This is a genomic window from Micromonospora sp. DT231 (genome assembly GCF_049847025.1).
Lineage (GTDB): Bacteria > Actinomycetota > Actinomycetes > Mycobacteriales > Micromonosporaceae > Micromonospora.
Genome location: NZ_JBNCNO010000001.1, coordinates 337,904 through 352,089, shown reverse-complemented (window position 1 = coordinate 352,089; position 14,186 = coordinate 337,904). Strand labels below are relative to the sequence as shown.

11 protein-coding genes are annotated in these 14,186 nt (G+C 71.0%); all 11 read right to left on the bottom strand.

Annotated features, from left to right (window positions below):
* Positions 1–204: 204 nt before the first annotated feature.
* Positions 205–2,322, bottom strand: a complete 2,118-nt coding sequence (locus tag ACPXBU_RS01425; protein WP_425755788.1) for a hypothetical protein — start codon at positions 2,320–2,322, stop codon at positions 205–207.
* Between the two features lie 245 nt (positions 2,323–2,567).
* Positions 2,568–5,003, bottom strand: coding sequence for a right-handed parallel beta-helix repeat-containing protein (locus ACPXBU_RS01420; protein ID WP_425755786.1), 2,436 nt, complete (start codon positions 5,001–5,003; stop codon positions 2,568–2,570).
* Between the two features lie 55 nt (positions 5,004–5,058).
* Positions 5,059–5,364: a hypothetical protein gene (locus ACPXBU_RS01415; protein ID WP_425755784.1), complete on the bottom strand. Its 306-nt coding sequence runs from the start codon at positions 5,362–5,364 to the stop codon at positions 5,059–5,061.
* A complete protein-coding gene (locus ACPXBU_RS01410) occupies positions 5,357–5,809 on the bottom strand; it encodes a YbaB/EbfC family nucleoid-associated protein (protein ID WP_425755782.1) in 453 nt (150 codons plus the stop codon). Before ACPXBU_RS01410 ends, ACPXBU_RS01415 begins: the two co-directional genes overlap by 8 nt.
* Positions 5,802–6,722, bottom strand: coding sequence for a hypothetical protein (locus ACPXBU_RS01405; protein WP_425755781.1), 921 nt, complete (start codon positions 6,720–6,722; stop codon positions 5,802–5,804). The genes ACPXBU_RS01410 and ACPXBU_RS01405 overlap by 8 nt, the downstream gene beginning before the upstream one ends.
* Positions 6,723–6,725: 3 nt before the next feature.
* Positions 6,726–9,560, bottom strand: a complete 2,835-nt coding sequence (locus ACPXBU_RS01400) for a hypothetical protein (protein ID WP_425755779.1) — start codon at positions 9,558–9,560, stop codon at positions 6,726–6,728.
* A gap of 83 nt (positions 9,561–9,643) precedes the next feature.
* Positions 9,644–9,946, bottom strand: a complete 303-nt coding sequence (locus ACPXBU_RS01395; RefSeq protein WP_357073452.1) for a WXG100 family type VII secretion target — start codon at positions 9,944–9,946, stop codon at positions 9,644–9,646.
* Between the two features lie 32 nt (positions 9,947–9,978).
* Positions 9,979–10,302 (bottom strand): WXG100 family type VII secretion target, encoded by a 324-nt coding sequence (locus ACPXBU_RS01390; protein WP_393368376.1) that lies wholly within the window; start codon positions 10,300–10,302, stop codon positions 9,979–9,981.
* A 129-nt stretch (positions 10,303–10,431) separates the two neighbouring features.
* Positions 10,432–11,844: a type VII secretion protein EccB gene (gene eccB, locus ACPXBU_RS01385; RefSeq protein ID WP_425755776.1), complete on the bottom strand. Its 1,413-nt coding sequence runs from the start codon at positions 11,842–11,844 to the stop codon at positions 10,432–10,434.
* Complete coding sequence (gene eccD, locus ACPXBU_RS01380; protein ID WP_393368372.1) at positions 11,844–13,232, bottom strand: type VII secretion integral membrane protein EccD; 1,389 nt, start codon at positions 13,230–13,232, stop codon at positions 11,844–11,846. Before eccD ends, eccB begins: the two co-directional genes overlap by 1 nt.
* A 20-nt stretch (positions 13,233–13,252) precedes the next feature.
* Positions 13,253–14,131, bottom strand: coding sequence for a WXG100 family type VII secretion target (locus ACPXBU_RS01375; RefSeq protein ID WP_393368370.1), 879 nt, complete (start codon positions 14,129–14,131; stop codon positions 13,253–13,255).
* Between the last annotated feature and the right edge of the window lie 55 nt (positions 14,132–14,186).

The window sequence follows — 14,186 nt, the reverse complement described above, 5'->3', positions numbered from 1 at the left end:
GGCGCAACTGTCGCGGAATCGGGGGACGGTGTCGCGAAGGGTGGCAGTCCGCTCAGCGCCACTGCCCGCTGCACGGCGGGTCGGCGTTCGCCCGGGGCCGCTGGCACGCTCGCGCCCGAGCCCCGGTCACCGGCTTCCGGCGTCGGTTGGCGCGCTGCCCCTGGGCCTTCGCCGGCGGGCACGGACTCGGACGTCGACCCTCGCTCAGGACTTTCCATGCTCGTGACTCTCCCGCTCTGTGCAGCATCCGTGCTCGTCCTGGCCGGAACCACTCTCTCCACCGTCGACACGCGGCGGCACCGCGCACCATCCGGACGCGAGCGCGGCCGGCGGCGCGTCCTCCACCAGCAGTGCCCGTGCGCCGACCGGGCAGCCGAGGTAGTTGGCGAGCAGCCGCAGCAGGGGCTCGGTCAGCTGGCCACCCTCCACCCAGACCACCTCGCCGCCGCCGACCCATCCCGGCCGCCGGTCGGCGACGACAGTGGCGAAGTCCCAGGCCGTGACCGGCTGGCCCGCCAGAAGGAACGGCCGCCGCCAGTCCGGCCCGCGCGCGGCCACCACGGTACGGAGCCCGGACCCGTCGGTCCGTCGCCGGATGTCCGCGGCGGATTCCTCGGCAATCCGGGCCAGCGCCAACAACGGCTCGTCGTCATCCGGGGCGCCCTGGGCGCGCGGCGGCGTGGACCGGGTCGGTGCCCGCAGCTCGGCCAGGTCCTCCTCCCGGAAGGGAAAGGACGAGGCGAGGCGCACCGCCGGGCGGGGCGTACGGTCCACCCGGCGGGGCAGGCTCGCCCACCAGCCGTCCGCCCGTCGACCGATCGTCACGACCTGCATCTGGTCGGCCACCTGCTGCTCGATCTCCGGGGCGACGGGCACGGAGGACACCAGCAGGACCGGACGCGGATCCGCCTCCCGGTACGCGGCGATGATCTCGCCCAGTTGGCCGGGTTCGACCTCGCCCGCATCGGTGTGCACCGTGCCGGCGCGGGCGTCGGCGGTGAGCAACACCGCGAAGAGCCGGTCGTCGCGGTGCCACCAGCGTGGGGGTGTCGAGCGCTGTGCCGCGAGCACCACGTCGGGTCGGTCGACCGGGTCGGGGGCCAGCAGATGGCTCAGTTCCTCCGGAACGAACCGCGTTCGGGCCCGCACGCTGCCCGGCAGCCGGTTCAACAACAGGTGCAGGATCGGCAACACGTCGTCGGACAGGGGCAGACCGGGCAGGCCGACGACGATCGTGAACCACTGCGGATGCCACGGACGGCGACGGACGTCACCCGTGTGCTGGCCGGCGAAGGGGGGCCGCACCCAGAGCCCGAACTGGGTGGGCTCGACCACCCAGCGCTCGTCGAGCCGGAACGTGCCGGGGCCGGCCGGTCGCAGGTCCGCGAGGAAGTCGACAGTCCCGACCGGCGTCGGCGGGACGCCCGGAGCGCACCGCAGCCGTGCCACCGGGGGCGTCCACCAGGTGTCGCCGCCGGGATCGATCGCGACCGACACCAGTCGGTGCTCGTCGTCCAGGATCGGCAGGCCCGCCGCGACCTCGACCGGGCGGTCCCAGCGGTCGGCGATCGTGACGGCCAACCGCATCGCCTCGTCCGTGGCCTCGCCGTACGGGGCGATGACCATCGAGGGGTCCAGGGCGTCGAGGATCGACAGTGTCGCCTCGACTCCGGGCGTGGCCGCGCCGGGACGCCCGAGCACCACAGTCACCCGCTCGGCGTCCATCGGCACCGCGAGCGCCAGGTCGTCCGGGCTCGGTGCCGGCAGCTCCGGCGAGTCGGCGTAGAGCCACAGGCCGGCCGGCACGCAGTGCGCTCTGATGCCCGAGCCGACGTGCCGGACCAGGGTGTCGACCTCGGCCTCCCAGTGCGGCGGCGGGTACCGGTGGCCACCGTCGGAGATGCTGCCGTCGGCCCGGAACCAGCGCCACCCGTCGACGGCGAACAGGCCGCCGCCGGGAACGAGCAGGAGTTGACCGCTCGGCGCGTACACGTCGGCCTGGAGCTGGCGGGCCAGGGTCGCGGCCGGCGGCGGCCCGGTTGTCGGGGTCGTGCCGGTGCCGCTGACCGCGAGGCGGGCAGCCGCCCCGGGCGGAACCGCGATCGGCAGGACCTCGGTGATCAGTGCCCAGTCGTCGGGGTCGACGATCTGGCCGACCACTGTCACCACACCACGCTCCGAGGGCAACAGGCGTGCCATCGCGACGATCGTGCCGTCCGGGTCCGGCCCGACAACCGCGAGGTTGTCCGCGACCCACCGCAACGCGTTCGCGGAGCCACGCCGTGGGCCGCTGCTCAGCGGCGCTGCGGCTTCGAACATCACCGGCGACACCCGGGACGCATCCAGAGCAACCGATGAGACCGCTCCCACGCGAGACTCACCAATCCTGTCTCATCTCGTTCCACCCGCACCCCACCCCGAGAACCACCACATAGTTGACTCGGGACAACAATTTGTCAATCGGTGGGATGCCGCCCACGGCACGCCTCGTCAAGCCGGACGCGACGCATGTCGGGAAATGATAAGGCCCCGGTGTTTCCGGCGTGCTGCGTCGGCTGAGCCTTACCTCACACCCCGGCGACGCCCACCCCGACCACGGCGGTCGGCAGATCCTCGACGGTGAGCAGCGCCAACTCGGCGGTCGTCACATCCGCCGCGGCGGCCAACCGGGAGGCCTGCAGGTCCGCCATGCGCTCGAAGACCTTTCGCGCCTCCCGGCCGTTGCCGAAGGTGCCGTCCTTGGGGATCCGGTCGAAGTGGGTCAGCAGCGCCGATGCGGCGGCGGGGTCCAGTTGGTAGTCGTGCCGGACACACTGGTTCTCCACGATGGTCACCAGCTCCGCGGGCGTGTAGTTGGCGAACTCGATGGTCCGACTGAAGCGTGACTCCAGACCGGGGTTCGCCTGGAGGAAGCGTTCCATGTCCGCGGAGTAGCCGGCGGCGACGACCACCACCTCGTCCCGGCGGTCCTCCATCAGCTTCACCAGGGTGTCGATGGCCTCCCGACCAAAGTCCGGCCCGGTGCCGCCACGGCTGTTGCTGAGGGTGTACGCCTCGTCGATGAAGAAGACACCGCCGAGGGCCGAGTTGAACGCCTCGGTCGTCTTGATGGCGGTGCCGCCGATGATCTGCGCGACGAGGTCGGCGCGGGCGACCTCGACGAGGTGCCCCTCGCGCAGCACCCCCAGCTCGGCGAGGATCCGCCCGTACAGCCGGGCGATTGTGGTCTTGCCGGTGCCGGGTGCACCGGCGAACACCAGGTGCCGCGCCATCGGCGGGGCCGACAACCCGGCCTCCAGACGGCGCTTGGACATCTTGTTGAGATTGATCAGAGACGTCACCTCCTGTTTCACCCCGTGCAGTCCGACCAGGGACTGCAACTCACGCAGCGGGTCGGAGCCGCGGGCGACGATGTGCCGCTCCCCCTCGGGCGTCGTCTCGGCGGGGGCGCTAGCGGCGGTGGCAACGGCGGCCGTGCCGTACGCGTCGGGAAGCCTGTTGCGGGAGCTGACGAGTTCCTCGACCGTCAGGTGGCTGTCCGGCACGGTCTGCCGTACCCCGGAGCCCTGGTTGTCCCGCACCACGCAGCCGATCAGCCGCACCGAACCGCCGGTCCGCACCGCGATGCCGTCGCCACCGCTCGCGGTGAACTCCGAGTCGGTCACCGTCCCCCGCGACCCGTCGCCGAAGACGCATCCGTCGCCCTCGGCGGCGTGGACCCTGCACCCGGTCAGCGAGACGTCCCCACCGGCGCCCACCGACACACCGTCGCCACCCGCGTCGGCGATGTCGCAGTCACTGAACGAGGCGGTGGCATCGGCGACGACCACACCCGCGGCGGCACCGCCCCGCATGCTCAGACCGCTCAGCGACGGCTGGGCGCGGCCGCTGACCGAGATGCCGACGCCACCGCAGCGTTCGATGGTGAGATTCTCGAACCGACCACGGGCACCGCCGGCGACCTCGACTGCCGCTCCGTCACAGCCGTGCACCTGCATCCGTTGGAAGAACGGGTCCGCGCCACCGTCGAGGTGCACCCCGACCTCGGTGCAGTCGCTGACCACCAGGTCGATGAGTTCGGGTGTGCCACGGTCGTCGACGCTCACGCCGACGCCGTCGATCTTCGTGGCGACGCACGCCTCCAGCCGACCGCCCGCACGACCTGTGAAACGGAATCCGGTACGCCGGGCCCCACTGACCCGACAACGGCGCAGGACCGGTGTGCACCGCTCGTCGGTGAAGACTCCGTCGGCGGCGCAGCCGTCCACGGTGCAGTCCTCCAGCAGGCACGCCCCGGCGGTGGCCAGGTAGATGCCGACACCGTTGGTGTCCCGGATACTCAACCGACGCACGGTGGCCGTGGACTGTTGCTCGGCGGCGAGCGCGGGCTTGCTCGTACCGATGATCTCGGTGTCCTCGATGGAGATCCGGCCCTGGCCGTTGAGGCAGATGCCGTTGCCGCCGGCGTCCCGCACGGTGCAGGCGCGGACCCGTAGCTCGCCGCGCTCGGCGACGACGACGCCCGAGGTGCCGAGCCGCTCGATGCGGCAGTCGTCGAGCACGCTGCCGGTGGAGGAGGTCACCACGACCCCGGCGCCGACCTCGTTGCGCACCAGGCTGGCGCGCATGGTGAGCGAGCCGCTGTCCCGGACGAAGACGGCGGCCCACGACGACGCGACAAGCTCACACTCGGTAACGCTCAGTTGGCCCATCACCAGGGCCAGTGCCGGGCTGTCGGCGTCGGTCGCGATGATCGACAGCCCGGACAGCGCGGCCGACTCCGCCGCGAGGACGATCGGTACGCCGGACGGCGCGGTCAGTTTCACGGTGCCCGGCCCGTCCTCGGCGGTGATGGTGACGATCTTCGTCAGCACCAGGTTCTCGGTGTAGCTGCCGGGCTGGACGCTGATCACCGACCCGTCCGACGCCGCGGCCAGCGCGTCCGTGAGTGTCCGGTACCCGGAGACCGCCGACTGGGTGACGGTGATTCGCCGCTGGTTCACGCTCGTCCTACCTCCACAGACACCGAGACTCCCCGATGCGGCTGGTTACGCGGACCTACGAAAGGTTGGCGCTGTTGTCTTTGTCCTGGTCCACGAGCGCGTCGACCGCGCCATGCCCCTCACCGGCCAGCTCCCTGATCCCGTCACGCACCGTCGCGACGTAACCCAGCGTCTGTTCGGCGTTGGGCTCCTGCTGCTGCGCGAACTTGCGACCGTATTCGTCGGTGCCCCACGGCTCGTTGAGGCTCGTCCGGATGTTCCTGACCCGCGTCAGGGCGTCGTCGATGTCGTCGGCGACGCTGCCGACCACCTTGAAGAGATGGTGGGCCCCCTCCGGGTCGATCCTCGTCTCGTCAGCCATCGGCCCGGCCCGCCTCGCTCTTGGCGGCCCGGACGATCGACGGCAGGTCGATCGCGGAGGTCATCAGTGATCCGACGACCACGTCGAGATCCACCTTCCCGCCGGCCAGGTCGCCGAAGGAGACGCCGGGCGCCAGGTCCCGGCCGGCCATTTCGTCGATCTTCCCGAACGCCTCGGCGCGGCCCCGGCGCAGCGTCTCGACCAGCAGGCTGCTCAGCTCGTTGGGTGCCATGCCGCGGTACTTGGTGTTGTTGAACGTCAACTTCACCAGCTCGCCCCGGCCGTCGAACACGGCGCTGAGCATCTTGTTGGGCGACTCGACGGTGGTGCTCGCCGCGCGCATCTTGGCCTGGAACTCGTCCAGTTTGCGCCGCTCCTCGGCGAGCATGGCGAAGACCGCGTTCAGTCCTGAGCCGCCTGGTCCGTGGTCGGTCTGGTCAGCCATTCCGGTCACCCTTCCTCCCGTCCCCGAGCTCCTTGCGGAGCCCTTCCCGAATGTGCTCGTCGACCCGTTCGCTGCGCCCGAGCACGTTCCACCCGGCATCGGCGTCCTTCCACACGGTCGGGTCGCCCTGGGCGAGCGTGCTGCTGCGGCGCTGCCCACCGGCCTCGCTCTGCATGCCGCCCATGCCGCCCATGCCGCCCATGCCGGCCCCCATGCCGCCCATGGGCATGAGCGGCATCATCGGGAGGCCGCCGCCGCCCGCCCCGCCACCACCGCCGGACGGCGGAGCGGCAGCGTCGCCGGGTTGACCCGCCCGGACCGTCGGGGCCGCCGGGCGGAAGAGGTCGGCGGCAGTGGGGTCCGCCGCGAGCACGACCCCCGGCGGATCGTCCCGCGCCGACGCGGAGAGGGCCTGGCGGATCCCCGGCTCGTCGACGGTCTCGGCCGTCGGTGGGTGCTGGCCGCCGAGTCCGAGTCCGACCTCGCGGTACGTCTCGGCGAGGCCCTGGAGGACGACCCGCGCCCGGCGGTCCCACTCGTCGTCGGACGGGCCGCTGTCCGCGGCTCGCTGCACCTGGAGGTCCCGCACCCGCGCCTGCCCGACACCGAGCGCGTTCGCCGTGACCCGCAACTGCTGTCCGCACTCGGCGTCGTCCAGGCGGTGCACCAACTGCCGGGTACGACGTGACGGTTCGCCAAGTCGGACAACTGTGGCCTGGGTGCTCCGCCACGCGTCGTCCAGCTCACCCAGCGCACGGTCGAGCGACTCGGCGATCGCCCGCAGGCCACTCCGGGCCTCGTCGAAGAGTCGGGCGGACGTCTCCAGGTCCGCCGGGGACGCCGCGTCGAGAGCGTGGGCGATGTCCTGCAGTGTCTGTGGCTGCCCGGTCGGGCCTCTTCTCGCGCTGCCCACGGGTCAGTTCCTCCCCACGGCCTTGTTGGAAACCGCTTCGCCGTCGTCGCCCCACATGCCGTCCTCGCCGACGAGCCAGGTGTTGCGTTCGCGGTCCCGATCGCCCTGGTTGCCCATGCCGCCACCCATCGGCGGGGACATCGGCATTCCGGACCCGGCGCCCTGACCGGCCTGAGCGCCGGCCGACAACGCGGACGACGGAGAACTGCCGGGATCTCCCGAGACCACCGGCGCCAGCTCAAGTGGGGCGGGCAGGTTCTCCCCACCCCTGTCGCCGCCGCCGCCGGAACCACCGCCATCACCACCACCGCCGAACCCGCCGCCCGAACCGCCGCCGGGGCCGCCACCGGGACCGCCACCCGAACCGCCACCTGAGCCGCCGTCCGCGCCGGCGGTGGACTTGCCGTTGAGGTAGTCCGAGATGGACGAGTGGCCGCCGGTCTCGTCGAGCAGGTCGTCGATGGCCTCGTCGGCGGCCTCCTTGGCGTCGGTGAGCGCCTCCACCCGTGTCTCGCGCTCGGCCGGAGTGTCGCCCTCACCCTTGCCGGCCCGCTCGTCCTCGATCATGTCGTCGAGCGCGTCGTTGACGGACTCCTTGGCCTCGACGAGGGCGCTGTCGCGGGCCTTCTCGGCGGCCCCGTCGCCCTTGCCGTCACCCTCCTTGCCGCCCCGGTCGGACTGGCCGTCACCCTTGTCGGACTGGCCGTCACCCTTGCCCGACTGGCCGTCACCCTTGTCCGTCAGGTCCTCGATCGCGTCGTCGGCCGCTTTCCGGGCGTCCGCGAGGGCGTCCTCGCGGGCCTCCTTGGCCTCGGCGTCCGCGCCACCGCCCGTCGTACTCCCGCCGTCAAGATCGTCGATGGCGCCGTCCACGGCTTTCTGCGCCTCGTCGAACGCCCGCTCGCGCGCCTCCTTCGGGGTGCTGTCGCCCGCGTCCTCGTCCTTCAGGTCCTCGATCGCCTCGTCCGCCGCCTCCCGGGCATCCTCCAGCGCGTCCTTGCGGGCGGCGTCGACCTCCGGATCACCTGTCGGCTTCTCGATCAGGTCCTCGATCGCCTCGTCGGCCGCCTCCTGCGCCTGCTCCAACGCGTTGTCGCGGGCCTGCTCGGCGGCCGGATCGGCGGTCGAACCGCCCTGCAGACCCTCGATCGCCTCGTCGGCTGCCTTCCGGGCATCCTCCAGCGCGTCCTTGCGCGCCTCCTCGGCGACCGGGTCGGCCGACGACGTCGGTGGTGTCCCGTCCTTCGAATCGCCGCCGCCGGCGAGGCCGTCGATCGCGTCGTCGGCCGCCTCCCGGGCATCCTCGAGGGCGTCCCTGCGCGCCTGCTCGGCGGCCTCACCCGGGGTACCCGAGCCGCCCCCCGCCTTGCCGGATTCGGAACCGGGACTCTTACTCCCGGGTTCACCGGACGTCACCGGGACGCCGCCGCCAGCACCCAACAGGCCATCGATCGCGTCGTCGGCCGCCTTCTTCGCATCCTTCAGCGCGTCCTTGCGCGCACCCGCGCCAGGCGCCGCACCCGAGCCGGGGCCGCCGCTCGTGGGGGGCGCACCAGCACCCGCCGAGCCGAGCCCCTGGATCGCGTCGGACGCCGCCTTCTTGGCGTCGTCGAGCGCGCCGTCACGTGCGGGGTCACCGTTCTTGAGGTCATCGATGGCATCGGTCGCCGCGCCCTTCGCGTCACTGAGCGCCTTGTCCCGCGCGGCGTCACCACCGGAGCTCCCACCGCCGATCGGCGCACCACCGCCGGAACCGGAGGGCGCTCCCCCGCTGGAGGTCAGTGGAGCCAGCTCCGCCGGGGTCGTGATGCCCTTTGTCGGTGGCGCACCACTGCCGGACCCGTTGGACAGGCCCTCGATCGCGTCGGTCGCGGCCTTCTTCGCCTCGTCGAGCGCGGCGTCATGCGTGGGGTCACCGTTCTTCAGATCGTCGATGGCCTCGGACACCGCGCCCTCGGCCTCGTCGAGGGCCTTCGCACGGCCATCGCCACCGCTGTTGTTCCCACTGTTTCCGCCACTACCGCTGCCACTGCCGCTGTTCCCGCCGCCGCTACCGCTACCGCTCCCACTACCGCTCCCACTACCGCTGCCACTGCCACTACCGCTGCCGCCGCCACTGCCGCTGCCGCCGCCACTGCCGCCGCCCTCGTTCTTCTTGTCGTCACCGCTGCTGGTGTCGATCGGCTTCAACACGGCGATGTCGAGCTTGGGCAGCCGGCCACCGAGGTCCTGGTACGTCGTGGACAACTCCATCAGCCGGGCCCGCAGGTTGGACATGATCCAGCGCTCGCCGGCCTGGTAGGCCTGGCCCAGCCCACGCTCCAGGTCCGCCTGCTTGGAACTCTGGTCGTCGACTCCGGTGTAGATCCTGTCCATCTCGGAGACGACCCAGTCCCGCAGCCGGTCGGTCAGCCGGTGACCGGTCTCGATGATGTCCCAGAAATCCCGGCGGAAGCTCACGATGGCATCGCCGACGTCACCGATCTTGGTGCCGTAGGCGTTGCTGTCGAGGACGTTGTAGACGCCCTTCCTGCTCTTCCCCACCACCTCCGCGACATGGGTGTCGAAGGCGGCGGCGGCCTCTCCGGCGAAGGCCGGTTTCGCCCCACCGGTCAGCTCTTTGGCCAGCTTGTCGAAATCTTCCAGGACGAGGTCGAGTTCGACCTCCGCCTTGTTGAACGCCTCCTCCGCCTCGGCCCAGCCGCCCTCGGCGTTGAGACCGGGCTCGGTGATGTCCGCGACGAACGGGCCGATCTCCGTCCACACCCCATAGTTGCGGAACGTCTCTCCCGTGGGTGGGCTCTTCTCGTCGAAGGACCCAACTTCACCCGTTGGCACGATTCCCCCACCGCTCGGACTCGTCACGATCTGCCGGAATGCGCCGAGGAGCCCGCGGGCCCCCCGGCGTCACCTCGAAACGCTCAGCGGTTGCCGAACCGGTTGCCGGAGCGGATGTCCTGCTCCTTCATGTCGTCGGCACGAATTCCCAGTTCCTTGGCCAACTCCGCGACGATGGTGTTCATGTCGGCGAAGTTGTCCTCGATCTGCTTCGAGAGCTGGTTGTAGTTCGCGGCCGCCGGCCCCGTCCAGGTGTCGAGCGCGTGGCCGGTCTCCTGGGACAACTTCTCGATGTAACCCTCGACATCACGGTTGACCCGCTGCATCTGCGAGATGCCCTCGAAGATCTGGTCGTACTGATAGCCGATGAGGCCGTTGCCGGACATGGCCGGTCCCCTTTCCGATCGCTTGTGCTGGCTCAGATGTCCTTGAGAATGCCCACACCGATGGCACCGACCTGGCCGGCGTTCGCCAGATCCTGCTCGTCGAAGTCCTGCACCGTGCCGTCCACGTTGCCGGCCATCTCGTTGAGGTCCGCGACGATGCGGGTCACCTCCTCCATCCAGTCGTCGCGCGCCTCCAGCAACGCCTTGATCATGGCGCCGTCGCAGTAGTCGTCCATCAGGTCGACAGCCGCACTGAACCTGTTCTTCGCGGCGTCGACGTCGCCGGCCGTCTGTCGGTGGTCCCCCGCGACCCGATTGGCGGTACTCGGATCGAGGGTGGTATTACCGTTCGCCATGGCTTCCTCTCCCTGCTCTGGACTGTGGTGATCCGGTATTTCTCGCCTGGTGGGGCTCATGCAACCAGCGGGTCTGGCGACAACACCGCCGCAGCGGGCCCACCGGTCCCTTCGCGGGGAAAACCCCCGTCAACCACCCCAGGTCTCGCTCACCAGCGCCGCGGCCGGATCCAGCGCCGGACCGGTCGGCAGCAGTTCCAGCAACTCCGAAGGGACGTCGACAGGCGTCGTGCCGGCGTAGCCGAGCGCCTCCGCACCCCTGGGCGGCAGCGGGAACTTCACTCCGTACTCGGAGACGAGATAGAGCGCCCCACCACCGCCCGGCGCGTACGGGTTGCGGGCGAGCACCCCCGTGCCGGCGGCGATCAGGATCCGGTCCACGATGCCGCCCGCCGCGACGGCGGTCCGCGGCACCGGCAGGGCGGACCGTGCCGCCGACGTCGAGATCCTGGTCAGGGTGACAGTCACCGCGTCCCTCGCCGGCCGGAAGCCCACGCAGGGCAGCACTGACGCACCGCTCACCGGTTTCGGCGGCTCGGGCGGATAGCCGTCCACGAACTCGGTGCTACTGGCGACCGTGGCGCCCGCCAGTTCGTCGGGCCGCGCGGGAATCGGCGCGACCCCACCTCCGGGGTACGCCGCCTGAATCGCCGGATCAGCCAGGACCAGGGCTGCGGCGGTACGACTCAGCCGCACGAATCCGTCCGAACGGGACAGGAACAGCTCAGGCGCGTCGCCGATCGGCTTGCGTACCTCGTACACCTGGCCGAGCAGGCTGGCTCGCCCGCCGATCGCCGGTCCCGGCCGCCCGCGGTCGCCCACCGCGGGGAAGGCCAGGTCCCGACCGGCCGGGATGGGGTTGAGCCACGCCGGGGTCACGGACACCGGTTCGACGGCTGCGTAGCCCAGCGCCACCGCGGCCTGGTCGGCCAGGTGGTGACGGCGTCCCTGCCAGACCAGGTATCGCTGGCGGTCGGTCGTCTGGACCAGAAACCCCTCCCGGTCGGTCAGTGCGACAGGCCGGACGAGGTCACCCAGGAGCAGCATGGTGGCGGCCGTGCCCGAGGGCTCGGGCGGTTGGGCGCACACCGTCCACGCACCCGAGTAGAGCCGGCCCGCCACCGGCACCGTGTCGGGTGCGCCCGATATGCCGATCGGGGCTCCCACCGGTACGCCCTTCAGCGAGTTGCGGGAGACCTGGACGAGGCGTGCCGGGCTGCCGCTGCCCAGCACCAGGCGGGCAGTGGCGTAGTTCAGCACCGGGCGGAGCTGCCCCTCGATCAGCAGGTACCGCGCGCCGGTCTCCTTCACCGCGATGACGACACCCGCCTGCCGCCAGGAGGAGTCTCCGCCGGGTCGGAAGATGCCGTAGATGCCGAAGCCACCGGCGACGACGATGGCCAGCAGGATCCCGATGACCAGGCCGAGGAGCGGACGTTGGTTCGGCGGCTCGTGCGGGTCGGGACGGCCCTGCATCACCGCCGAGTTGAGGCGGCTGACCGTGTAGAAGTAGGCGTGGACCTGATCCTTGCGGGACTCCATCAGCTGGCCCAGGCCCGGACCATCTGGTAGATCCCGAGCACCGCGCCGAGCACCGGGATCAGGGCCACCGCGAGAAGGATCTCCAGCACGTCCACGGTGCGCGCCCAGTACGGCCGCAGCCGACGGCCGGGCAGGGTGGACGCCGCGGTCAGGAACGCGCCGGCGGCCGCCACCACGGTGGGCACCAGGACGGCGGCCCGCGCCACGGTCCCCTGGTCCGCGGCGTACCGGAGCAGGGTGAAGAGGACGAGCGCCACGGCCGGGGTCATCGTCGCCCAGCGTGCCACCAGGCCGCTCAGGTGCCGGGCTCGCATGCCCAGCAGGGTGGCCGCCAGCAACGCGAGGATCATCTCCCAGCGCCCGCCGGCCACCAGCAGCGCCGCGGCCATCAGGACCTGCGCGGCACCCACCCCGATCGTGAGCGCGGCCAGGTACGCGAGACCCGCGCTCCCCCGCTCCACGACGATCCGGTGCGGCTCGGGGTCGATGTCCTCGGAGAGTTGCTCGGGCTTGCCGGGCAGCAGCGGCAACGTCAGCCCGCCGAGGCGGAACGCGGCCGGCGGCAGCATCAACGCCGCCACCATCGAGAAGACCAGCCCACACGCGGCTGCCTCCGGTGGGGTCACCGGGCCCGCCGCGGTGAGCAGCGCCGGAAGCGCGACGGTCACCGCGAGGGCGAGCGCACCGGCGAAGAGCAGACCGGCGTCGGCCACCGCGGAAAGCCCGGCGGCGAGCGTCACCACCGCGGCCAGTGCCGCCAGGCAGATCCGCACCGAGAGTGCCGAGTGCGGGGCGATCGCGACCGCCCCGAGCCAACCGGCTGTCGCCGAGTATCCCGCCGCCGCCATGGCCAGCAACGTCCCCGTCTGCGGGTCCGGAACCGCCCGGCTGACCAGGCCGGCGGCGGCGAGGAGCACGACGGTGAGCGCCGCGGCGACGGTGGCACGCACCACCGCCGGCCCGCCGAGCCAGAGCACCACCAGGCCCACCGCCAGCAGCACCGCGCCGTCGGTGAGCAGCATCGCGCGGGTGCGGGCAACCGTCCAGCGCCACGGGCTGGTACGTGCCTGCTCACCCACGCCGTCGACCAGGTCGTCGAAGTCGATCGGCGGTAACTGCTCGGCCCGGGGCAGCAGGTGCAGCGTCTCGCCGTCGAGCAGGTTCAGCTCGAGGGCCGAGTGCTCCTCGTCCAGCGACGGCTCGCCGACGCGCTGCACCACCCACCCGTCATGCTCGGCGCCGTGGTCGGCGGCCTCGGGGTTGAGTTGGAGCAGCACCGACGGCAGCAGATCGACAAGCGGCGCGTCCCCGGGCAGGGCCACGTCCACGGCACGCGAGCCGAGCACGAACCGGAGACGTACGGGTGCCGAGAGGCGCTGCGTGCTCAACCGTTCCATCTCGGGGGGTGTCAGTGCTCGTACGGACGGTAGTAGCGGCCGTCGTAGTAGTAGGGCTGCAGGTCCGTCCACCAGATCTCGACGCCGCCCGGACCGGTCTGGTGCTTACCGTCGATCTCGTAGTACCGGTACGTCTTGCCCCGGAAATCCTCGTCGTTGGACGGGTTGTGGACGTACTTTTCCCCCACCGGCTCGTGATGCGGATCGAAGTGCTCACCGGTGGAGAGCGGCGTCTCCTCCGGCTTCTTCTCGTCCGGCTTCTTCTCCTCCGGTTTCTCCTCCTCCGGCTTTTCCTCCGCGCTCTCCTCGCTGAGCCGCGAGTCGGGATAACCGTCGATGTCCTTGAGCTGCGGGCTCTCGCGGAGGTCGAGGTTCGTGTCGTCCTTGGGCCCGATGCCCTTGATGTCGAGGAATTCGTCCATGCCCTCGATGTCGCCCGGCTTGAAGGGTTTGATCAGGTTTTTTTCCGGGTCGATCGTCGACTTGTCCACCTCGGAGCCGTAGTCGCCGGTCTTGTAGCTGGACTGCTCCTTCACCTTTGTCGGCTCGAACTCGGCGTCACCCATCCCGCCGACCACCTTCTTGGCGTCCTTGTTGAACGCGGACACCGCGTCGGCGTTGCTCCCGTCGATCCGCTCGTAGTCGTCGGCGATCTGGTACAGGCCGGTGTTGATCTCGTCGAATGCCCGTTGCAGGTACTTCACGTGTTCGACGATTCCGTCCCGGCGATCGACGAAGAGATCCTCCAGCCAGGTCGCCGCGTCGAACTTGCCGGCGTTCGGCTCCATCTTCGCCAGCTTGTTGAAAACCGACTGGTGGTCTTCCAGAAGGGCGCCGATCTTCTTGCCGATCTCCCGTAACTGATCCGGGGTAACGCGTGTCTCCGCCACAACCGCCCCCTCCTGCTATGGTCACTGCTGTTCGTTTCTCCGGTGCCCGGTCTGC

Excerpts from the sequence above, each read along its gene's own strand:
- eccB (WP_425755776.1), bottom strand. The coding sequence starts at position 11,844 with ATGGAGTCCCGCAAGGATCAGGTCCACGCCTACTTCTACACGGTCAGC.
- ACPXBU_RS01415 (WP_425755784.1), bottom strand. The coding sequence starts at position 5,364 with ATGGCTGACGAGACGAGGATCGACCCGGAGGGGGCCCACCATCTCTTC.
- ACPXBU_RS01410 (WP_425755782.1), bottom strand. The coding sequence starts at position 5,809 with ATGGCTGACCAGACCGACCACGGACCAGGCGGCTCAGGACTGAACGCG.
- ACPXBU_RS01395 (WP_357073452.1), bottom strand. The coding sequence starts at position 9,946 with ATGTCCGGCAACGGCCTCATCGGCTATCAGTACGACCAGATCTTCGAG.
- ACPXBU_RS01390 (WP_393368376.1), bottom strand. The coding sequence starts at position 10,302 with ATGGCGAACGGTAATACCACCCTCGATCCGAGTACCGCCAATCGGGTC.